We start from the raw sequence: 21,351 nt of genomic DNA, 5'->3' as shown, positions 1-21,351 counted from the left end.
GATAATCTTATTATTGTAGTGCTATTATCATACTTATGAGATAGAATACAAAAAAATATTAGGGGGAAATAAAAATGAAAAAATTAGTAATTGCAAGTTTATCATTAGGAGTTTTAGGATTAGTAGGTGCTCCTTTCGCATCAGCTGCAGATTTAGAAACAAAAGGAACTACTGGTCAAGTTGAATTTACTGAAGGTAAAATTACCATCGAAGATGGTAAAAGTACTTTTGGCGGTGGATTACCATCAAATTTAGATTTTGGTAAACATGCAATCCAAAATGAAGCAGATGAAGAATGGTCTGCTACAACAGATGGAACTGTTACTACTGGTTCATTAAATGTTTCAGACAAACGCGGTTCTTCAGCTGGTTGGACTATTAAAGCTAAGCAAAATGCACAATTTAGCATTAATTCTGTAGAATTAGAAGCTGCTGCTTTAACAATTAAAACTGGCGATGCTACTAACGTAGGTGGCGTTTTGCCAACTGTTGGTGCCATTAATGTTGATAAAGAATTACCTATCAATGCTGATGTGGACTTCTTTGGAGCTAAAGTTAACACTGGCGCTGGAGATTCACACTTAGCATTAAATGAATTTAGATTAGCTGTACCTGCTACTTCTGAAAAAAGAATGGGTGTTTACAAAACTTCTATCACTTGGACTTTATCAGATACACCTGTAAACTAATTAAAAATCAAGAAATATAGATAGTCATTTATTTTGGCTATCTATATTCACTTTTGAAAGGATGCCCTATAAAAATGAAAAAAAGGTTACTTATTTTTTTTGCTTGTTTTCTAGGATCGCTTTTCCCTATCTTGAATGTACAAGCGGATGAAACTAGCGACCCAAATAAATTAGCAAATTTCACAACAGAGGCTGCATTACCAGAAAATCAGTTTAATAAAAATGTTACGTATTATGATTTAATGGTTGAACCAGGTTCTAAACAAGACTTAACTGTCATCATTAAAAATACATCTAATGAGAAAATGACAATCAGCCCTTCTATTAATCGTGCACATACTAACCTTGTTGGCGTTGTTACTTACTCAACTAAGAGCAAAGAGAAGGCTCCAAACCTAAAATACAATATTGAAGACATCGTAACACTCGATCAAACTACAATTGAAATTGAACCGAATGAAAGCTACAGCCTTCCTATCCATATCAACACACCAAATGAAAAATTTGATGGCGTATTGGCAGGAGGTTTATATTTATTTAAAGAAGATAAAACCAAAAATAAAGGCAATGTTAAAAATTACTTTGCTAGAGAAATTGCGATCTTACTGAGATCTGACCCTAGTAGCACTGAGCTATCAGGTAATTTAAAGGTAATTAAAGCTAGTGCTGGACAAGAAAATTATCGGAATGTAACTCAAGTTCTATTCGAAAATGATCAGCCAGCTTTTTTAAGCAACTTTTCAATTGATGCAAGAGTTTCTAAAAAAGGAACTTCTGAAACTTTATATGAAGTCAGCACTAACGGTTTATCGATGGCACCTAATAGTTCCTTTAATTTTCAAGTCCCATTAAATGGTGCTTCTTATGAAGCTGGAACGTATACCGTTAAAGGAACCTACAGCCACAATGATCAAAAAGAAAAATTTGAAAAAGAATTTACTGTTTCTAAAGAGGAAGAAAAAAAATACAACGAAAAAGATGTAACAATCGATCGTAGTAGTATTTTTGACAGTAAACTTGTCATTGCGCTTTTCGTTTTATTAAGTGCTCTGATGCTTGTAATTCTACTCATTCTTTTTATCTATCTAAAAAATAAAAAGAAAAGAAAAAAAGCAGCACAACGCAGAAGAATCGCTCAACAAAGAAAAAAAAGAAAGAAAAAAAAACCATCTGATATTGAGTAATCGTTTCTAATATAATGAAATCAATTAAGTAACTACTGCTTTGTTAATTTCAAGTAGTTACCCCCAAAATACAGTATTATACGATACTACACTTTCAGAAAGGAGCTTTTACTTTGAAAAAAATATTTTTAAATGTCTTACTATATATGACTTTACTTTCGACAGTTGCTCCCATGAGCACCATTGTTCAAGCGGAGTCACCAAGTCCTACAGAACCTGTGACTGTACAAGATCCTCTTGTGCAAAATCCACTTCAAACAAATGAGTTAACGGAGAAAAAAGATGCTCCTATGATAGCTGATACGTCCGAACCGCTAATAGAAGACAATCTTGCTCCACCAGTAACACCTTTTCTAGACACAAATAAACAAATTTCAGAAAATAAATTAGACTCTATTGTTCCTACAGTGAGTACAGGAAATTCTAATTTACTAAAACCAACATCTAAATTGGAAAATTATGCTATAAATCAATACTACGATTCAGCTACTATCGAACGAATTGGAGAAGATGGCAAGCTAACTAAACTAAATCATGGAGATACTATCGATTATTATGACCAATTTAATTTTAAATATAATTGGTCTGTCGATAACTCTGCTAATTTAGTAGCGGGTGACGTCATCAGAACTATTATACCTGCTGGAATAAATCCATTAAGGACAGGTCCCGTAAATGTTACTAATAAAAATGGAATCGTTGTTGGTTCATGGAGCATCGTAACATCTCAATCTCAATTTGGACACAAAGTTTTAGAATTTACAGTTAACGAAGACTTTGTGGGAATAAATGACCGATCTGGTACAATTGATTTCACAGCTCAATTAGATTTTAGTATAGTTGAAAATTACGACCACTGGATGGTCCTAAACTTTGACACCAAAGCTTCAGAAAGTATTCAGCTTTATGTAAAAAAAGGATTCCCAATTGATCCTAACGAACGCTTATATAAATTTGGACAAGTAGACACCACTAATCCTGAAGTAGTCATTTGGAGTATTCGAGTGAATTATTCAGGTAAAGCAAGTTCTAACGTTCAAATATATGATACACCACAAGATCAAACTTATATTCCTGATCGTATTTGGGCAAGCTGGGGAGAATTTGATAAAACTGGAGCTTTCGTTGAAGCTACTTCCGAGCCTGTACCTAATTCTTCAATTGCAAAATATCCCGGTGGTGGATTTCGCGTTAACTTTGGAGATATTGGAGAAGGAACTAATAGACCTTCTGGCGTAATTAACGTTGCCATGAAAGCAAAAGATGGAGGTGCTGCTGGAAGGTATTTCAATAGTGTGGAATACCAAGAGGCAAGAGTATTCAAGATTTAATAGCTGCTACGCCCAAATCCGGTGGTGGTGGCGAAGGTGAAGGAAAAACAACACTTTCTGTTCATTTAGTTGACTCTACAGATTCTTCAATCAATCTAGAAAGAGGCAACTTTGCTATATTCAAAGACGATGAAGAACGCCCCATCGGAACTTCTTACAAGGTAGTTGGAGGTTACTTTACAATCCCTGCCGAACTTGGTAGTAAATACAGAGTTGTTCAAACTGAGGCTGGTGAAGCCGATGTGGTCGTTTATGGGCTTGGTGATATTACAGAGCACACGGTTACTGTAAACGGTAATACTGAATTAACTTATTACAACGTTCCACTTAAAGGTCATGCACGACTTACAAAAGTGGATGCAGATGATCCCTCTATTCGAATACCAGGGGCTAAATTCACCTTATTCAAATCATTTACTAATAAAATTTTGGCAGAAAACTTAATTACAGATGAAAATGGTCAAATTGTTGTTAGTAATTTAGATACCGGAAATGTCTATTTTAGAGAAACTGAAGCTGCACCTGGCTATGCATTAGATACATCACCAATTGGTATATCTATTACCGAACAAATGATAAATCGACCAGGTAGTCGCCCTATTTTCGTTCCTCATAATGATAAAATATTTACTAATAAAAAAGCTGCACAGGAGATTTCTCTAATCAAGAAAGACAAATCGACTCCTAGCATTCTACTTCCAGATGCTCATTTTGATCTTTACAAAGTAGGCGAAACAACACCTATTAAGACGGATTTAGTTACGGATGCTAATGGTTTAATCAATGTTTCTCTAGAATATGGCGATTACTATTTCCAAGAAACAATCCCACCTACTGGGTACGTTTTAGATGAAACGAAACAGCACTTTACAGTGAGTTCTACTGAGCAAACACCACTCGTTGTTTTTAATGAAAAACAACGAGTAACCATGATTGATAGTCAATTCCCAAGTGACTTAAACTTCGGAACACATTCAATTCAAAATAGTTCGGATGAAAAATGGCTTGCTACAGTAGATGGAAATCAAACCAGTAAAACCATTACTAGCACTTTAAAAGTTGACGATAATCGTACAACAACAAGTGGCTGGAAATTAAAAGCCAAACAATTGGAACAGTTCAAAAATGGTGCCACCGAATTAACAGGCGCACACTTACTCATAACAGCAGGTACTGTAAATAGTAATGCAAATGTGATTCCATCTAATGGAATTCAAGGAACCACTGCAACTTTAATTCCAAATGAAGAAAAAACTATTTTTGGTGCAAAAGCAAATGAAGGAACGGGAATTTCGACGTTAGAACTATCTAAGTTTGAATTAAGTGTCCCTAAAACTGCCGCAAAAAAAGTTGTAAAGTATTCCAGTTCAATTGTATGGACACTATCTGATACACCTTAGTAAGAAAGGAGATCTAAATGAAAAATAAGAAACCAATCTTCATTGCGTCGCTACTTTCAATTTTGATATGTCTTAGTATTCCAACACAAGCTTTGGCAGATGATAACATTCATGAAACGACTGGAACCGTTGAGTTTTACTATTCAGATTCATCTTCCGTAGTACCGCCAATCAAAGAAAAACCTCAAGATCCTATTGAGAAACCAGCACCCTCAATCAAAGAATCGAATCTTAACAAACTTCCTCAAACAGGTGAGGAAAAATTAGCTCTTTATTTTAAGATTGGTGTACTAAGTGCTATCGTTGGTCTACTTGTTTTATATAAAACAAAAAAGAAAACTAAATGTAGCAATCTTCAATAGGTACTACCCTAACCCTTAATGAAGTAGTCCATACTAGTTGTTTGTTGGGCTACATTAAAAAGAACACTAGGAGGTAGCTGATGACTATTGAACAATATTGGAATGATGTCACCATTTATTATGTTGTATTTCAAACTCATACTAACTTAGAAATCAGCAAAACGTTGGTTTTTCCAACAGAATGGTCCCAAGAAAAAGTAAAAACTAGTATTTCAAACTGCTTTAATAACGTAAAAAAAATTATAGTCATTGAAGAAGATGCAGAAGGTCTAGCTTTGAAGCTATAATTTTTCTATAAAAAAAGGGAATTTTGACTGTTAGTCAAAATTCCCTTTTTTTCGATTTCATCATTCGTAAACTTCACGTTTTACAATTCCAATATAAGGCAAATTGCGATATTTTTCAGCATAATCAATTCCATACCCTACAACAAATTCATTAGGTACTGGGAACCCTACATAATCTGCGGTAATATCCACTACTCTACCTTCTGGTTTATCAAGCAATGTTACCAATTTCACTGAATTCGCTTTACGGTATTTAAATAAGTTGACTAGATATTCCAATGTACGCCCACTATCGATGATATCTTCCACAATTAAAATATCGCGCCCTTCAGCATTCGTGCTCAAGTCTTTAATGATTTTTACTTCACCTGTAGAAACAGTTGCATTTCCATAGCTCGAAACATCCATAAAATCTAACTCAACATCAATATCCATTTCCTTCACTAAATCAGTGATAAAAAAAATAGCGCCTTTTAAAATCCCAACGACCAAAGGATTTTTTCCTTCGTAATCTTTTGACAGCTGCTTTCCTAATTCGGCGGCTTTTGCTCGTAACTCTTGCTCCGAGTAAAGAATCTCTTGAATATCTTTATGCATTTGATTGGTAAACTCCTTTAAGTTTTCTCAATTTGATTAAAACAGTACGTCTTGCATTTTAGCAGTTTCCAAGGAAAGAAACAATCACTTATTACTTAAAAGTAACGTTTCTTTTTGAATAAAAAACTTATCTACTTGTTTAAAATCGATAGCCACACCTATTCCAAACCCATTTGGCACGGACATTTTTCCTTCCTTGAATGAAAAATCTGACGTTACAATATCTGATTCAAAATAACGGCTCGTTTGTGAAATATCTCCAGGAAAACGAAATTCTGAACGAGAAGCCAAAGCCAAATTATGAGCTCGTCCTACGCCCGCTTCAAGCATGCCTCCGCACCAGACTAATAGGTCTTCTTGGTCACAATACGAAATGATTTCTAACGCTTCAGTTAATCCACCCACTCTAGAAAATTTTAAATTAACTGCCTTGCAACTGCCTAATGCCACTGCTAATTGAACATCAGACAATGAGCGAATATTTTCATCTAGACAGATTCTGGTTTGAACTTGCTTTTGCAACCAAGCATGATCTAAGAAATCTCGGACACCAAAAGGTTGTTCAATCATGGCTAACTGATAGTGGTCCAATTCTTTTATCAATTTGATATCAGACCTCGTATATGCAGAATTGGCATCTGCCATTAATACTAAAGTTGGATATTTTTCTCGAATAGCTTGAATGGGTTCTTTATCGAATCCTGGTTTAATTTTCAATTTCACTCGTGTATAGCCTGCATCTACATATTTTGAAACAAGTTCTAACAGTGTGTCTGTATTTTCTTGAATTCCAATACTTACGCCGACATCAATTATTTGACGACTTCCTCCAAGTAAACTTGCTAAAGAACGGTGTTTACATTTTCCATATAAATCCCAAACAGCTGATTCAACGGCTGCCTTTGCCATTTCATTTCCTCTAATGCTTGAAAACCGTTCTTTTATTTCACGTGGATGTTGAATGTCCTCACCTTTTAACAACGGAAGCAAATGATGTTTTAAAATCAGATAAGCGGTCTCACTCGTTTCTTCTGTATAATCAGGTACTGCAAAAGCTTCCAGCTCTCCGTAACCTTTTTGACCATTCTCCTCAACTACTTCCACCAAATAAAATGGCTTTTCTTTCATCACACCATAACTCGTAACAAATGGTGTCACTAAAGGCATAGCTAACTGATACAGGTTTACTTGGCTAAGTTTCATAGGTCTCACCTTCTATTGTCTAAGTTTTTTAATGCTACAGAAAATTCTGCTGGCGCTTCTAGATGAACGGCATGCCCTACTTCAGAAAATGTAACAATGGATCCCTTTTTTAAGTGGGGATTTATTTGAGCTGCAAGTTGACAAAATTTAGTATCTAATGATCCTACAAAAAGAAAAACAGGACAATTGATAGTGGATAATTGATTCCAGTAACTAGGCTGACTTCCTGTTCCCATACTAATCAAACTTTTTTGCAGCCCTTCTACATCTTGACTAAGGCGTTCTTTGCGAATCGCTTCTTGTGTAGCAAGTGTCAATTTTTTTTGAGATGAAAATAAGGCGAGATTTTCCCAATCGTTTACAAATGAGACAAGGCCTTTTTCCATGACTTTATCGGCTAATGCTTGATCTTGAATTTGACGTAGTTGTTGCTCTTGTTGCGTTTTCAATCCCGGTGAACTACTTTCTAAAACCAATTTCTCTACTCTTTCTGGATAATATAACGTAAAGGCTAATGCCAATCGCCCTCCCATTGAATAGCCGAGTAGCGAGACTTTTGGAACCTCTAGTTGATCTAATAAGTCTGCTAAATCCTTACATTGCTCCTCAATTGCATAGCGGGAAAAGTCCGCTTGGCTTGTTGTGTTGCCGTGACCCAACAAATCAAGCGTCAAAACCGTGTCTTCTTCTAAGACTGGCAGGATTTGACGAAAAGTGTTCTTCGTCCCTGTAAATCCATGTAGCAACAACCAGGTTGTCTTTGACTGTCCTTGGGAAAGAACATAATCATAGCTCAGCCCTCTTAGCTTAATTTTCATAACCATGATCCTTTAAGGCTTTTGACACTGCTTGATAAAGCTCACGATGGCTTGCTACATTTTCATATCGATTGGTTTTGATTTCAATAATATCTAACCCTTTATGAAAACTAGCTAAATCCATTGCTTCATGAAATTCTTCTTGTGTTTTAGGCGCTTGGTAATTACCTTGGTACAATTCTGCAATCGTTTCAAAATTCAAAGCTAGTTCCGTTCCAAAAAGTGTCTCAAAATGTTTTGGTAACGTTGCTTGCGGTAAAAATGAGAAAATACCACCACCACTATTATTGACTAGAATAATCGTTAAATTTAAGCCATATTTTTGAGCCATTGCCAAACCATTCATATCATGATAAAAAGATAAGTCTCCAATCACCAAATACATAGGCTGAATCACAGTTCCACTACCTAAGGCACTCGAGATAACTCCGTCAATTCCATTGGCACCACGATTAGCTAATAATTTGATTGATTTATTTGTTTTATTAAAGAAGGTATCCACATCTCGAATTGGCATACTGTTTCCAATAAACAATCCTGATTTTGTTGGTAAATATTCTCTAATCCAGCGAATCAATTGTCCCTCATTTGCTTCTGTTAAGGTGGTCAAATACTCGTTAACAACCGTTTCTGTTGCCTTATTAACATGTTGCCAACTTTGCAACCAATCTGAACTGGTTGCTTTTTTAAAGTCTTTTGCTAAAGCATCTACTAAAAAGCGTTCATCGCAGTGAATGATATCCGTTGCTTGCTTCGTTGGGTCTTTCCACTCATTACCAGAATCCACCAAGTAATACAAACTATCTTCAAATTGTTCAATCCATTTCATTAAAGATTTAGAAACGGGCATTGCTCCAAATCGAATAATGACTTCTGGAATCAACTCCGTCACTAAATCTTGCTCTCTTAAAAAGGTGTCGTATTGGTCAATAACCGTGTCGTCAGTATCGCCATATGTTCTTAATCCTGACAACGGATCTGCTAAAATAGGCCATTTGATTTGCTTGGCAAACGCCGCAAGTGGTTCGGCAAATTCTTTCTTACTATTTGGTCCTACAATAATCATTCCCTTTTTACCTTCACAACTAGCAATAATTTGTTGAATAAGTTCTGGTTGAATCACTTGATGCGCGTAATAAATATGGGTATGACGAATTGCTTTTTCTTGTGTGAATGGAGAGGGGTCTAAAATTGGAACAAGTGGTTCTCTTAATGGAAAGTTCAAATGAACGGGACCACGTGGCGCTGTCATCGCAATATCAACTGCTTTGCTCCCTTGCCATTTTGCATAGCGTAGCATTTCGACTGAGTTTTCTGGGAGTGCCATATCCGTAAAATATTTCACATGAGTACTGTATAAGTGAACCTGATCCATTGCTTGAGGAGCGCCGACATTTCGTAGTTCGTGAGGTCGGTCCGCAGTTAATACTAATAAAGGAATTCCTGACAATTTTGCTTCCGCTACTGCTGGCATATAATTAGCTGCTGCTGTCCCTGATGTACATAATAAAACGACGGGACGTTTCCCTGCTTTAGCAATCCCTAACGCAAAAAAACCTGCTGAACGTTCATCGACGTCAACATAAATTTTTAAAGCTGGATGCTCTGCCATCAAAATAGCCAACGGAGTAGAACGTGAACCGGGGCTAATTATGGCTTCTTTGACGCCTGCTTGAATCAATTCTTCAATAAATGTCGCTAAATAATCGGTCATTGCTACTTGGTAGTTACTCATGATCTAATCCTCCTAAAGCTCTTAACATCGGTTGAAATTTTATTCTTGTTTCAATTAATTCTTCTGCTGATTTTGAACCGGCTACTAAGCCACAACCTGCAAATAATATACTTTGCTTTTCCATTAGTAAGGCTGAACGAATAGCTACAGCAAATTCTCCCTCGTCATCTTGGTTTAGCCAACCAATTGGTGCTCCATAAAACCCACGATGATAAGGCTCCTTTTCACGAATAACTGCTAACGCCTCGTTTCTTGGCAAACCACCTAATGCTGGAGTTGGATGCATGGCTTTAACTGCCATTAGAAATGGAACAGTCGCCTGTCTTTTTCCTTCAACTGTCACAAATAAATGCTGAATATCTCGATTTTTTAAAAGTGTTGGATTTCCAGAAACATTCAAATCCATCGTCAATGTTCGTAGGGTTTCAGAAATCATTTCAACAACTAAATGGTGTTCATGTGTATTTTTATGATCCTTCAATAATGCCTCTCCAATGACTTGATCTTCTGCTTTCGTTTTCCCTCTTGGGGCAGATCCAGCTACACAAGCTGAATAATAATGCTGATTCTCTGCTGCAAGTAATTGTTCTGGCGTTGCACCAATAAAAGCTTTCTCTTTATTTTCTAAAACAAAAAAATAACTATTTTGTTGCGTCATCATCAGCCGCTCTAAAACATCTTCAACGTCTACAACTGAATCGTGTTCAACCAATAATTGCCTAGATAATACCACTTTTTGTAACGTCGTGGATTGTTTAATCAATTCAACTGTTTCGTCAACGGCTTGTATCCATTCTGTTGTTGCTAATTCAGTTTTGTTAGTAACAACTGCTTTGGCTGCTTTAGATACTATTTGTTCTTCAAGAAGTTCTTCCCATTTCCCAAAAAATTCGTTAGCCTTCTGATGTAAGTCTGTTTGAGAATCTACGTAAAAATTAATAGTTAAGTAGGTTTCTTCTGAAAGTACAGTTACTAAATACGTTGGCAAATAAAAAAATGCCGATTGAAAATCTTGCCATTCTTTAGATTCTCCACGTTCAGGGTCGAAGTCAAAGCCACCAAATAAAAGGGCACCCGTTGCGCGCCTTTTTTGATTCGTTGCCGTTTGTTTTTTTAATTGCTGATTAAATTCGTGGACACCTTGATAACTCGTTATTCCTTTATTTGAGCAAAATTGATTTGTACTTCCTAATCCCACTAGCGTTACCTTTTTTGAAGGATTTTGCCAAAAAAAGCGTTTTGTTGAATATACTCCTTTTCCTTGTTTAAAAATCATCAATGGGTTCAACGACTCTATTTTTGTTACCCAGCTGACTAAAACTTTTTCTTGTTTGGTTAATAATTCTTCTACTTGCGCTACTAGACCCACTGGTAATTCTACCATTTTGATTCGCTCCTTAATTCTCTTAATCACTTCTTAGTATAACAAAAACCAAACAAAAATACAGATTCATTGATTGAATAATAGGGAAATTTAATCGTTTTATTGGCTGCTTCTGCTTAATAAAAACGAAACCCCAAATTCAATGAAAATGAACTTGGGGTTTTGATTGTTTATTCTATTGAGCTGATTCTAATGCCGTTACGATTTCTTCTAAGGTTTTAGCTCCGAAAATCACTTGCTGATGATCCATAATCATCGCTGGAACGCTCATAATTTTCTTCTCTTTTTTCAAATCAGGGAATAATGCTGTATCAATCATTTCTGCTTCTACCTTATGATTAAGAGAGGCAATGCGTTGACAAGCTGCTACTACATCTGGGCAATAATGACAGGTTAAAGAGACACAAATTTCAATTTTTGAAGCAGGTAATTTTTGAATCCGTTGAACTAATGCATCTTCAATCGGTTGGCCCGCACTTCCCACGTTGTATATTGCTAAGACTAATGAATTTAATTCATGTCCACTTGGAACGCCACTAAATTTAATTCCTGTGTATTCTCCTTGATCATTCAATAAGACAGCTGTGGGCGTTCTTGTTAAATTGATTTTCTTTTCAAATGCATCGTCTTGGCCCAACATGCGGTTTTCAAATTGAATATGTTCACTTAAAGGCTCAATTTGCTGTAAAAAGGCTTGCAATTCAATTGATTTTGCATCATTTTGGTCAAATAAATTCACTAAGGTTACATTCGTTGTCAGTTTACTAAAAATACCCTTTAACTGCTCTTTCATCGTTTCTGGGAACCACTCATTTGAAGCAGTAGTTTTTGACTTTTCAGCTTTTTTAACAGACTCTGCTTTATGTTCTTTCACTTCTTTTTTCAACATTTTCTCACTAACGGCTGGCAATCCAAGACGTTCTTTTTCATTTGTAACGTATTTTTCAGCAACTGTTGCTGCAATTCCACCATCTGCTACAGCTGTAACGATTTGTCTCAATTCTTTAACACGTAAATCACCTGCTGCATAAACACCCGTCACACTCGTCTCCATTAGCTCATTCGTAGGAATAAATCCTTGCGGCGTTAACTCAATTTTGCCTTCAAAGATTTCGGTACTTGGCTGATTCCCAGCGAATACAAACATCCCAAATGCGCCATCTTCTGCAGAAGCTTCATAAGTAAACGTTTCCCCCGTTTCATTGTTTAAGAAAACAGCTTTTTTCATGAAGTCATCACCTGTTACTTCTTTGACTTCGGTATTATAAATAATTTTAATATTTGGATTGTTTTTTGCTTGATCTGCAGTCATTTTAGCACAGGTGAAATCTGGCTCTCGGATGATCATTGTAACACTTTTTCCATAACGTGTTAAAAAGACCGCTTCTTCTGCCGCAGCATAACCTCCACCAATCACAAAAATATCTAAGCCACTGAAAAATTCCCCATCACAAGTTGAACAGTACGCAATTCCTCGGCCTGTAAATTCCGTTTCACCAGGAAAGCCAATTTTACGTGCTGATGCACCCGTTGCGATGATCACTGCTCTGGTTTTATAAGTTGTCGTAGCTGTTTTGATAATCTTAACTTCTTGTTCCAATTCAACTTCACTAATTTCGCCCGTCGCAAATTCTACGCCAAAATCTTGTGCTTGTAAGTACATTTCTTCCGTCAATCCTGCACCAGTTGATTTTCGAACCCCTGGATAATTCACAATTTCAGAAGTCGTTGTCACTTGTCCACCAATTTTTTCTTTTTCAATAATCAGGGTATCCAACATTGCCCGACCTGCATAAATTCCTGCAGACAAGCCTGCCGGTCCACCACCAATAATAATCAAATCATATATCTGTTCTGTCATCGTTTCAAAACTCCTTTTTATTTGTCTTCTAAAAAAAGCTCCATTCCATCCATTATGGAACAGAGCTTCTATTTATTTCATGTTAAATTTTACCAACTAAGTCTAGGCTTGGTGCAATTGTATCTGCTCCTGGCTTCCAGTTTGCAGGACAAACTTGATCGCCATGTTCTTCTACGAATTGAGCAGCTTCTAATTTTCTAACTAGTTCATCGGCATTACGACCAATTCCCATATCATGGATTTCGTAAGCTTTGATTTCGCCTCTTGGATTTACGACGAATGAACCACGGTATGCTTGACCAGCTTCTTCATCCATCACGCCAAAGAAACGTGAGATTTTTCCAGTTGGATCAGCAATCATTGGATATTGAATTTTTCCAATTGTATCCGTCGCATCCGCCCACGCTTTATGTACAAAGTGGCTGTCGGTTGAAACTGAATAAACTTCGCAATCAATCGCTTGTAATGCTGCATAGTGATCTTGAACGTCTCCTAATTCAGTTGGACAAACAAATGAGAAATCTGCTGGGTAAAAGAAGAAAATACTCCATTTTCCTAAAACATCATCGGTTGTTACTTTAATAAATTCACCATTTTGGTACGCATCTGCTTCAAATTCCATTAATTTAGTATTGATTAAATTCATTATTTCCACTCCTTTTTAATAGTTCGTTTTACTAGTTTAATTGTAACAAACGATAATTATTACGTCAAACGAATTATTATAATCTAGCGCTTATATTCGCATTATCAACGTAAAAAAGACCAAAAATAGATTCATTTTTGATCTTTTGAATAGTAGGCTCAATCCTTATTCTTAATGGACTAACTGGTAAGACTCTAAAACTTGTTTTTTTAATATTTTTTTCGTTGTTTCATCTGCAAAACTAGCTTGAATGCCATTAAGTGTTAATTCTTCCATTCCTCTATAGCCAATTTGATACAAACGGTCTAATGTCATAAATTCTTTTGTTAAATTAGTATTAGAAACAGCTCGATTATCTGTACTAACAGCCAATTTCAATCCAGCTTTTTGAAATTCTTCAAAGGGGTAGTTTCCCCATTTGTCTACCGTTTTTGTTTGCAAGTTACTGTTTGGACAAATTTCAATGGTAATCCCTTTTGAAATACAATAATTTAAAATCTCTGGATCATCTTTTAGAGCAATCCCATGGCCAATTCGAGTAGCTCCTAAATCGACTGAATCTTGCACATTTGTTGCACAACCACATTCACCTGCATGAAGGGTTATGGGTAAATCATACTCTACTGCTAACTTAATTATTTTTTTATACTCTTTTGGCGGATAATTGGCTTCGTCACCTGCTAAATCAATCCCTACAATCCCTTGACCTAAAAATTCTTTCGTCAATTCAACAATCTCTAGGTTGTCTTTTTCCTGATGCCCTCGCATCATACATAAAATTCCGTTACTTTTAACACCAAAATCTCGTTCACCTTTTTTTAATCCTTCTACTACCGATTGGATGACGCGTTCTGCAGATAACCCTTTACGCGTTGAAAGCATTGGTGCAAAACGAACTTCTATATAGGTCACATTTTCTTTTGCAACGTCCCCAATCAATTCATACGCAACTTCTTCAAGAGCTGACTCTACTTGTAAGCAATCTAAAACCGTCTCAAATTTCCCAATATATTCCAACAAACTTTGACAGCCTTCACCCGCTTCTACTAAGGTGCGTAGGGCTTCTTCATTTTCAGGAAGTTCATAACCCTGCTCATTAGCAATGTTGCGAAGTGTTTTTTTACTTACAGATCCATCTAAGTGACAATGTAATTCTACTTTTGGCAAATTTTCAACTGTTTTTTGTTCCAATCGTGTCATCTCCTTTTTAAAGTAACGAAATAGTTAATTGATGATAACGGATTTTCATGAAAAATGAAAGCTTTTTTATAAAAAATGAAAAACTTTTCATAAAAAAGCTAAATTGAAATCCCTTACTTCTAAAAAACGTTCGTCTTTAAACTGAGAAGTCTAGTTACTTTTGCTTGTAAAAAAACTAGCCATCTTGTGCTTTTTAAGATACTATTAGTGAGTATGAATGCTTAGAAATCCATTTAATTAAAGGAGGTTTTCTCTTGTCAAAAGCCTATACAGACTTATTATTAGATACTTGTCTTTTAGCAGGTAAAATTATGATGGAGAGTGGCGCTGAGATGTATCGGGTAGAAGATACGATGAATCGAATCGCGACTGTTGAAAGTGGTAAAAAAGGGATTAGTTTTGTAACTCCAACGGGCATTTTTATGGCAATAGAAGGCGGAAGCTCTGTTAAATTACAACAAATTCCCAGCCGTTCAATCAATCTTGAACGTGTATCCAAAGTAAATGATTTATCTCGAGAATTTTCCGCTCAAAAAATTGATCTCCCAACACTTTCCACACGTCTTAAACAGGTGGAAAATGAAAATGATTTTTTTCCTATTTGGTTACAAATTATCGCAGCCGCTATGGTTAGTGGTACCTTAATGATTCTATTTGGTGGTGCATGGCCTGACTTTATTCAATCCTGCATTATTGGAGCCATTGGTTTTGCTGTTTATTACTATAGTAATGAATTTTTAAAAGTTAAATTTTTAGCTGAATTTTTTGCTGCTTTTGTGATTGGATTGCTTGCTATTGCAACGGTCTCAATTGGATGGGGTGTCAGTGTAGATGGAATGATTATCGGAAGCGTCATGCCTTTAGTTCCTGGTGTACCGATTACCAATTCAGTTCGTGATTTATTAGCAGGGCATTTATTGTCTGGTATGGCACGGGGTACAGAAGCATTGATTACTGCTTGTATGATTGGAATCGGAATCGCTGTTGTCTTCCAAATGTTCTATTAAACAGAAAGGAGCTCTACCACTATGTTTGACTTAACTATTCAATTAGCCTTTAGTTTTTTAACAACGGCTGCTTTTGCCATTATTACAAATGTACCAAAACGTTCTTTAATAAGCTGTGGTTTAACAGGGATGCTAGGGTGGATTGTTTATTGGGGAACAGGTCAATTTGGTGTTAGTACTGTTTTAGCAACCTTTTTAGGCGCGTTCACCGTAGCTATTTTCAGTAATCTCTTTTCCAGAATAAAAAAACTGCCTGTGACTATTTTTAACATTCCAGGTATTGTTCCATTGGTTCCTGGTGCCTTAGCTTATCAAGCAGTTCGTAATCTTGTTTTAGGAGACTATGTAGCCGCCGTCTCATTTAGCGTAAAGGTTCTGTTAGTTGCTGGCGCTATCGCATCTGGCTTAGTCATTTCTGAAGTATTTAACCACAATATTCGTAATTTCCGTGAAAAAAAAGAACACTTTTAATCTAAAAAACGCAGTCTAAGAAACTTTCTCTTAAACTGCGTTTTTCAATCTACTTATTTTTAGTTTTTTAAAATCAAAGCGGAGTATAATTCATCTACATAAGTCACTTCTATAATATGATCAAATTTTTCCAAAATAAGGACTTTAATTTCTAGTTCAGAAAGAGTCATAGGCAACACTATTGTTTGATGAATTTCTTTTTGATTGATTTCTCCGTTTTTCAAATGAATTTGCGCCATAAATCCGATATTATAAATTACGCCATCATCCCAATTTTTTTCAATCATTTTATTATTTCGCTCCTTTTCAAATACCGGCTTATTCTTCTTAATAGTAGCATATTAAGATGAAACTTTTATTGAAATTTTTTCTTAAAAAAAAGAAATTTTTAATCTCATCCTTGCTAGCGCGCTTATTTTGTGCAGCTTTTACGAAACTATTAAGTCTTTTTTGTGCATTACGCCATACCAAATGAAACCGTTTTCTAATATACTTGATTTAACAACAAAATAAATAGAATGTGGGATGATATCATGGTAGAGATTGCTTTAAATAACATTTATAAAAAATATGACAATGCTGAAAACTTTTCAGTTACAGATTTTAATTTAACTATTCAAGATCGTGAATTTATTGTCTTCGTTGGACCGTCTGGTTGCGGAAAATCAACTACATTGAGAATGATTGCTGGACTAGAAGATATCAGCGAAGGAGAACTTTTCATCGGCGATACTTTAATGAATGATGTAGCACCTAAAGATCGTGACATTGCGATGGTTTTCCAAAACTATGCTCTTTATCCGCATATGACTGTATACGATAATATGGCTTTTGGTTTAAAATTACGTAAATACGATAAAGCCGAAATTAAAAAAAGAGTAGAAGAAGCAGGTGAAATTCTTGGTTTAACAGAATACTTACAACGCAAACCAGCTGCTTTATCCGGTGGACAACGTCAACGTGTAGCTTTAGGACGTGCAATTGTTCGTGACGCTAAAGTTTTCTTGATGGATGAACCACTATCCAACTTAGATGCAAAACTAAGAGTTGCCATGCGTGCTGAAATTGCGAAATTACATCGTCGTTTGGAAACTACTACTATCTATGTAACCCATGACCAAACAGAAGCTATGACAATGGCCGATCGAATCGTCATCATGAAAGATGGCTTTGTTCAACAAATTGGATCACCTAAAGAAGTATACGACACACCTAAAAATGTCTTTGTAGCCGGCTTTATTGGTTCCCCCGCTATGAATTTCTTCGAGGTCACGTTAACAGGCAATGTCATTTCTAATGGTTTAGGACTAAAATTAGTAATTCCAGAAGGAAAACGTAAATTACTAGAAGGAAAAGGATACGAAGGCAAAAAATTAATCTTTGGTATCCGTCCAGAAGATATTCATAGTGAGCAAATCACCCTTGATTCAAATCCAGAAAGTGTTGTTCATGCTGAAGTTGTCGTTTCGGAATTACTAGGTGCCGAAACAATGTTGTATACTCGTATTGATAACACCGAATTTATCTCTAAAGTAGATGCAAGAGATTTCCATAATCCAGGCGAATTTGTTGACCTAGCCTTTAATTTAAATAAAGGCCATTTCTTTGATCCTGAAACAGAAGATGTCATTCGTTAACCTGTAAAAAATCATTCCATTATGAAAATAATGTTTTTGATAAATAAATAATCCCTTTTTCGACATCCTTAATTTATTTTAAGGATGTCTTTTTTTTCTTCTCGTTTTAAAAAAAGGCTATTCTTTTAGTGTTTCAAAATAATTCACGTTTTTGTAAAAATAAAACTAAGCTATTTAACTACTTTTTTCAACTTTAATCTTGTTCTTTTATTTAGATAACATAATAATGAAACCCTTATATAATTAAGGAAAACTAGTAAATATTAAACGAGGATATTCGCTTACAAGTTATTTTTTATTTTTTCCCTTTTCTGAGACGAAAATACGCAAAAAAAAACAACGATAATTTTCCATAAATCAGTTGACTTCCCTCCTTTAAAATGGGACTATTATAGGTAGTGAAGTTTTATATTACAAGTGATTTAATGCAACTAATCGATAGTATAAACTAGCCTGATAAATTTGAAAAAATAAAGGAGATCAATATGAAAATTATTGTAGTAGATCCAGGTAAAAATGAAGTAAAAAGCTTTTGTTTTTCAAACAATGGCACTCTAGAATACGTGAACTCATTTCCTTCAAAATCTAACGAGATTATCGAAGAACGATTTTTAGAAGAAGACAGCTCTTTACGCCAATACCGTATGGAACTAAATGGCCATAACTATATGGTAGGTGAAGGTGTGGATACCACTTATAACACAGAATTAACAAAAAATACATTGCACCACAAATTATGTATTTATGCAACCGTGGCAGACTTTTTAACTGAAGAAGATCACGACGAAGAAGTATTACTTGTTTTAGGCTATCCTTCAACAGATTTCCAAAACAACTTCCGTCGCGAAGATTACCAACGTCTGATTTATGGTGATAAAGATGGTCATATTGAATTCGTACAAAATGGCAAAGACGTTTCTTTCCAATTAACAAATGTCATCGTCTTACCAGAAGGACAAGCAATGTTACCAAGAATGACTGAAGTAGAAGATTATTATTCACTTTACGTGTTAGATATTGGTGGACAAAATGTAAACTTCCGTGAATTCGACAATAAAGGCAACGCGAAAACAGCTTTCTCAATCGATGCAGCTGGAGTGAATTATTTAGAAACCACTCTTGAAGCCGAATTGAGAAGAGCAATCGAAAATCCTAACGTGAACTTCCGTGGTATTGATTACAATGAAGCGATCTTAACTGGTAAAATTTTCGACATCGGTGCTATCGAAGGATTCTCTGATTCAACTGCTTTCATTAATAATGTTGTTCAAAACTTTATTAAAAAAGAAATCGTTAGTGAATTAGCATCTCGTGGATACAACATTAATGTTCAAGGTCAACACATCATCTTTACTGGTGGTGGAAGCTTGTTGTTACAACCTTATTTAGAAAACTTATTACAAGGAAACAAGTCAAACTTAATTTTCTCAAAATCTGCTAAATGGGATAACTGCTTGTCTTATACAATCAAAGCATTCCAAGAACAATTTACAACAAATGAGCAGTTTACAAGTTTCATCAAACCTTTATACACTGAATTAATGAAAAATGGTTACGCAAACTTCTATAAAGGCCTAACACCATCTGCTACACAAGATGATGACACAATGGACTTTAATCGCGTTCTATAAACGATAACTATTAAACCAAGTTAAAGATACAGCCGGTTTGGTTGTATCTTTAATTTTAGTCTGAACATCTAGGGAAAAAATAAAAAAGATAAAACTACAAAAAGGAGTACACCTATGAAACTTCATGATTTTTTAGATAAAAAAAATGCGTTGATGGATGCTTTATCTTCAGATGAAGTCAGTTCTAAACCAACAACTGATTCTAAAAAAGATGATCCGTTTAAAAGCGAATTAGTTTTTAATCAAATCAAATCAGAAGAACAATCTACTGATAACATTAATCAACGTAACGCTACCGTTTTACCAAATAAAACTACTTTTCAAAAAAGCCCACGCTCAAATAATACAATTCAATTTAAAAGCATTGACAACAATCGCAACATTGAAAAAAATACTGAGCTAGAAGCAAATTATGAAAAACGTTTAACTGAATTAGAAGCTGCTTTTGAAATAAAACAAGCTAAATTAGAAGCTGATTACCAAGAAAAAGCAAACCGGATTGAAACAAAGCAGCAATTAGTTGCTAGTGAGTTGGAAAGCAATTTTAATCAACAACTCGAACAATTAAAAGAACAACAACTCGCTGAACAAAAAGAACTTGAATCACAATACAATCATAAAGTGGCTGAAATCGAACGTCTTTCTGAAGAAAAACAAAAAGATATTGAAACAAAATACCACGAAAAAATGAAAATGCTTGAAGGAATCTATACAGATCAACAAGAATTAAACGAACAAAAATATTTAGCCAAAGAAATCGCTATTGAAAATGCTCGTAAAGAAGAAGAAGAAGCATTCAATAAAAAATATGAAACAAAATTAGCTGAACTCGAAAAACAAGCACAGACTAAAAAAGAGCTTGATGAAAAAAATTATCAAGAAAAACTAGCTCAATTAACTAAAAAACACGAAGATCAAGAACAAGAGTATGAGCGTAAATACTTAGAAAAAATTGAAAAACTTGATTTATTCTATCAAGAAAGACAAAATACCCTAGAGCTTGATCTTAAAGCCCGTGAAAAAGAAATTATTCAACAAGCTGAAAAGATTGCTGAAGAAAAAATTGATTTAGCCGGTCGTGAAGCACAACAATTATTGAATGACATCAAAGAAAAAGCTGAGAACCAAAATAAACAAATTGATCTTCAAAATCAAGAACTTGAGCTACAAAACAAAAAATTAATTGAAGATGCCAAAAAAATGGCAAGTAATATTATTAACAGTGCAAATGGCGAAGCTAAAAAGAAAAGTGAAATCGCTGCTGAACAAGCTGAAACAGCTTTGAAAAGCGCGCGTAGTGATGCTCAAATTCTGATTGAAAATACGCAAAATGAAGCTGAAAATATGCTAAAACTTGCTAAAGCTAATATCTTCGCATTAAAAGAAGAAGCTGAAAAAGCGATTGTATTAGAAAAAGCACAACATGAAAATATAATTGCAGATGAACGTTATCAGCTTAAGGCTGAGCGCGAATCCTTCTTAGTTTATAAAGAAGAATTCCAACAACATAAAGCTGCTATTGAAAAAAGCTTAGCCCATAAAGAGCATATTTTGGCGACTAAAACACAAGAAGATATTGCTTATTTAGAAGATAAAGCGATCGAACTAGACAATAAGCTAGATGCACGTATTCAACATAGTGAAAAACAATATAAATTAATTCACTATTCTACAATGCTGTTAAGTATTGTGACCTTGATTTTCTTTATTCTTTCGGTTTATTCTCAAACTTCTTATCCACAAATTGGATTATCTTTTATTTCTGTAGTAATCAGCATGTACCTTTTTTGTACTGCATACCTGAACCATAGACATATTGATGAGGTATCTGATGATGATGACGAATTTGATGACGACGATGAGTTCGATGATGATGACGAATTTGATGACGACGATGAGTTCGATGAT

Annotated in this window: 20 protein-coding genes; 11 read left to right on the top strand and 9 right to left on the bottom strand. The window is 35.2% G+C overall.

The genetic code is table 11. The features are described from left to right. Window positions 1-74 precede the first annotated feature (74 nt). The 6 genes from AC07SW_RS11555 (at window position 75) to AC07SW_RS11530 (ending at window position 5,253) form a co-directional block, all read left to right on the top strand. A complete protein-coding gene (locus AC07SW_RS11555; RefSeq protein ID WP_119907292.1) occupies window positions 75-689 on the top strand; it encodes a WxL domain-containing protein in 615 nt (204 codons plus the stop codon). Between the two features lie 74 nt (window positions 690-763). Further along, window positions 764-1,873 (top strand): WxLIP family cell surface protein, encoded by a 1,110-nt coding sequence (locus AC07SW_RS11550; protein ID WP_494632926.1) that lies wholly within the window; start codon window positions 764-766, stop codon window positions 1,871-1,873. 113 nt (window positions 1,874-1,986) lie between these two features. Next, on the top strand, window positions 1,987-3,204 hold the full coding sequence (locus AC07SW_RS11545; protein ID WP_494632924.1) for a collagen binding domain-containing protein: 1,218 nt from the start codon (window positions 1,987-1,989) through the stop codon (window positions 3,202-3,204). Window positions 3,205-3,446: 242 nt separating this feature from the next. Further along, entirely contained in the window at window positions 3,447-4,604 is a 1,158-nt protein-coding gene (locus AC07SW_RS11540) for a SpaA isopeptide-forming pilin-related protein (RefSeq protein WP_494632923.1), read from the top strand. 17 nt (window positions 4,605-4,621) lie between these two features. Continuing rightward, a complete protein-coding gene (locus AC07SW_RS11535; RefSeq protein WP_119907294.1) occupies window positions 4,622-4,966 on the top strand; it encodes an EF2685/EF0750 family sortase-dependent surface protein in 345 nt (114 codons plus the stop codon). A gap of 80 nt (window positions 4,967-5,046) precedes the next feature. Next, the gene (locus AC07SW_RS11530) at window positions 5,047-5,253 is read left to right on the top strand and encodes a hypothetical protein (protein ID WP_034572981.1); all 207 of its coding nucleotides are present in this window, start codon (window positions 5,047-5,049) and stop codon (window positions 5,251-5,253) included. A 60-nt stretch (window positions 5,254-5,313) separates the two neighbouring features. On the opposite strand, the gene hpt is transcribed toward AC07SW_RS11530, so the two are convergent. From hpt to add, 8 genes are all read right to left on the bottom strand, one after another. Continuing rightward, complete coding sequence (gene hpt / locus AC07SW_RS11525; RefSeq protein ID WP_034572978.1) at window positions 5,314-5,850, bottom strand: hypoxanthine phosphoribosyltransferase; 537 nt, start codon at window positions 5,848-5,850, stop codon at window positions 5,314-5,316. 84 nt (window positions 5,851-5,934) lie between these two features. Next, on the bottom strand, window positions 5,935-7,053 hold the full coding sequence (menC, locus tag AC07SW_RS11520) for an o-succinylbenzoate synthase (RefSeq protein WP_135022855.1): 1,119 nt from the start codon (window positions 7,051-7,053) through the stop codon (window positions 5,935-5,937). Between the two features lie 5 nt (window positions 7,054-7,058). After that, the gene (gene menH / locus AC07SW_RS11515; protein ID WP_238328656.1) at window positions 7,059-7,871 is read right to left on the bottom strand and encodes a 2-succinyl-6-hydroxy-2,4-cyclohexadiene-1-carboxylate synthase; all 813 of its coding nucleotides are present in this window, start codon (window positions 7,869-7,871) and stop codon (window positions 7,059-7,061) included. Beyond that, window positions 7,861-9,606 (bottom strand): 2-succinyl-5-enolpyruvyl-6-hydroxy-3-cyclohexene-1-carboxylic-acid synthase, encoded by a 1,746-nt coding sequence (menD, locus tag AC07SW_RS11510; RefSeq protein ID WP_119907297.1) that lies wholly within the window; start codon window positions 9,604-9,606, stop codon window positions 7,861-7,863. The genes menH and menD overlap by 11 nt, the downstream gene beginning before the upstream one ends. After that, window positions 9,599-10,990: an isochorismate synthase gene (locus AC07SW_RS11505; RefSeq protein ID WP_135022857.1), complete on the bottom strand. Its 1,392-nt coding sequence runs from the start codon at window positions 10,988-10,990 to the stop codon at window positions 9,599-9,601. The genes menD and AC07SW_RS11505 overlap by 8 nt, the downstream gene beginning before the upstream one ends. 175 nt (window positions 10,991-11,165) lie before the next feature. Next, complete coding sequence (locus AC07SW_RS11500) at window positions 11,166-12,851, bottom strand: FAD-dependent oxidoreductase (protein WP_135022858.1); 1,686 nt, start codon at window positions 12,849-12,851, stop codon at window positions 11,166-11,168. Window positions 12,852-12,933: 82 nt separating this feature from the next. Continuing rightward, window positions 12,934-13,497, bottom strand: a complete 564-nt coding sequence (ahpC, locus tag AC07SW_RS11495; protein WP_034572964.1) for an alkyl hydroperoxide reductase subunit C — start codon at window positions 13,495-13,497, stop codon at window positions 12,934-12,936. Between the two features lie 171 nt (window positions 13,498-13,668). Beyond that, window positions 13,669-14,688, bottom strand: coding sequence for an adenosine deaminase (gene add, locus AC07SW_RS11490; protein ID WP_494632921.1), 1,020 nt, complete (start codon window positions 14,686-14,688; stop codon window positions 13,669-13,671). A 263-nt stretch (window positions 14,689-14,951) separates the two neighbouring features. Here add and AC07SW_RS11485 point away from each other — a divergent pair, with 263 nt between their 5' ends. Further along, complete coding sequence (locus tag AC07SW_RS11485; RefSeq protein WP_135022860.1) at window positions 14,952-15,704, top strand: threonine/serine exporter family protein; 753 nt, start codon at window positions 14,952-14,954, stop codon at window positions 15,702-15,704. Between the two features lie 21 nt (window positions 15,705-15,725). After that, window positions 15,726-16,175, top strand: a complete 450-nt coding sequence (locus tag AC07SW_RS11480; RefSeq protein ID WP_034572953.1) for a threonine/serine exporter family protein — start codon at window positions 15,726-15,728, stop codon at window positions 16,173-16,175. A gap of 59 nt (window positions 16,176-16,234) precedes the next feature. On the opposite strand, the gene AC07SW_RS11475 is transcribed toward AC07SW_RS11480, so the two are convergent. Next, entirely contained in the window at window positions 16,235-16,462 is a 228-nt protein-coding gene (locus AC07SW_RS11475; protein ID WP_034572950.1) for a hypothetical protein, read from the bottom strand. 246 nt (window positions 16,463-16,708) lie between these two features. Here AC07SW_RS11475 and AC07SW_RS11470 point away from each other — a divergent pair, with 246 nt between their 5' ends. The 3 genes from AC07SW_RS11470 to AC07SW_RS11460 all read left to right on the top strand — a co-directional run. After that, window positions 16,709-17,812 carry an ABC transporter ATP-binding protein gene (locus AC07SW_RS11470; protein WP_034572948.1) on the top strand — a complete coding sequence of 368 codons (1,104 nt, stop codon included), beginning with the start codon at window positions 16,709-16,711 and terminating at the stop codon, window positions 17,810-17,812. Between the two features lie 485 nt (window positions 17,813-18,297). After that, the gene (locus AC07SW_RS11465) at window positions 18,298-19,443 is read left to right on the top strand and encodes a ParM/StbA family protein (protein ID WP_034572944.1); all 1,146 of its coding nucleotides are present in this window, start codon (window positions 18,298-18,300) and stop codon (window positions 19,441-19,443) included. A 114-nt stretch (window positions 19,444-19,557) separates the two neighbouring features. Further along, window positions 19,558-21,351, top strand: a 1,794-nt coding sequence (locus AC07SW_RS11460; RefSeq protein WP_494632919.1) for a hypothetical protein, incomplete at its 3' end; no start/stop codon positions are given.

This window comes from Carnobacterium sp. GW821-FHT04C06 (genome assembly GCF_059420345.1).
Note: the sequence above shows the minus strand (reverse complement) of the source record. Positions and strands in the feature narration are given on the sequence as shown.

What these genes read in the sequence shown, in the direction of transcription:
- AC07SW_RS11550 (WP_494632926.1), top strand. Translation starts at nt 764, where the DNA reads ATGAAAAAAAGGTTACTTATTTTTTTTGCTTGTTTTCTAGGATCGCTT.
- menD (WP_119907297.1), bottom strand. Translation starts at nt 9,606, where the DNA reads ATGAGTAACTACCAAGTAGCAATGACCGATTATTTAGCGACATTTATT.
- AC07SW_RS11475 (WP_034572950.1), bottom strand. Translation starts at nt 16,462, where the DNA reads ATGATTGAAAAAAATTGGGATGATGGCGTAATTTATAATATCGGATTT.
- hpt (WP_034572978.1), bottom strand. Translation starts at nt 5,850, where the DNA reads ATGCATAAAGATATTCAAGAGATTCTTTACTCGGAGCAAGAGTTACGA.
- AC07SW_RS11465 (WP_034572944.1), top strand. Translation starts at nt 18,298, where the DNA reads ATGAAAATTATTGTAGTAGATCCAGGTAAAAATGAAGTAAAAAGCTTT.
- AC07SW_RS11470 (WP_034572948.1), top strand. Translation starts at nt 16,709, where the DNA reads ATGGTAGAGATTGCTTTAAATAACATTTATAAAAAATATGACAATGCT.
- AC07SW_RS11480 (WP_034572953.1), top strand. Translation starts at nt 15,726, where the DNA reads ATGTTTGACTTAACTATTCAATTAGCCTTTAGTTTTTTAACAACGGCT.
- AC07SW_RS11555 (WP_119907292.1), top strand. Translation starts at nt 75, where the DNA reads ATGAAAAAATTAGTAATTGCAAGTTTATCATTAGGAGTTTTAGGATTA.
- menC (WP_135022855.1), bottom strand. Translation starts at nt 7,053, where the DNA reads ATGAAACTTAGCCAAGTAAACCTGTATCAGTTAGCTATGCCTTTAGTG.
- AC07SW_RS11535 (WP_119907294.1), top strand. Translation starts at nt 4,622, where the DNA reads ATGAAAAATAAGAAACCAATCTTCATTGCGTCGCTACTTTCAATTTTG.
- ahpC (WP_034572964.1), bottom strand. Translation starts at nt 13,497, where the DNA reads ATGAATTTAATCAATACTAAATTAATGGAATTTGAAGCAGATGCGTAC.
- menH (WP_238328656.1), bottom strand. Translation starts at nt 7,871, where the DNA reads ATGAAAATTAAGCTAAGAGGGCTGAGCTATGATTATGTTCTTTCCCAA.
- AC07SW_RS11500 (WP_135022858.1), bottom strand. Translation starts at nt 12,851, where the DNA reads ATGACAGAACAGATATATGATTTGATTATTATTGGTGGTGGACCGGCA.
- AC07SW_RS11505 (WP_135022857.1), bottom strand. Translation starts at nt 10,990, where the DNA reads ATGGTAGAATTACCAGTGGGTCTAGTAGCGCAAGTAGAAGAATTATTA.
- AC07SW_RS11530 (WP_034572981.1), top strand. Translation starts at nt 5,047, where the DNA reads ATGACTATTGAACAATATTGGAATGATGTCACCATTTATTATGTTGTA.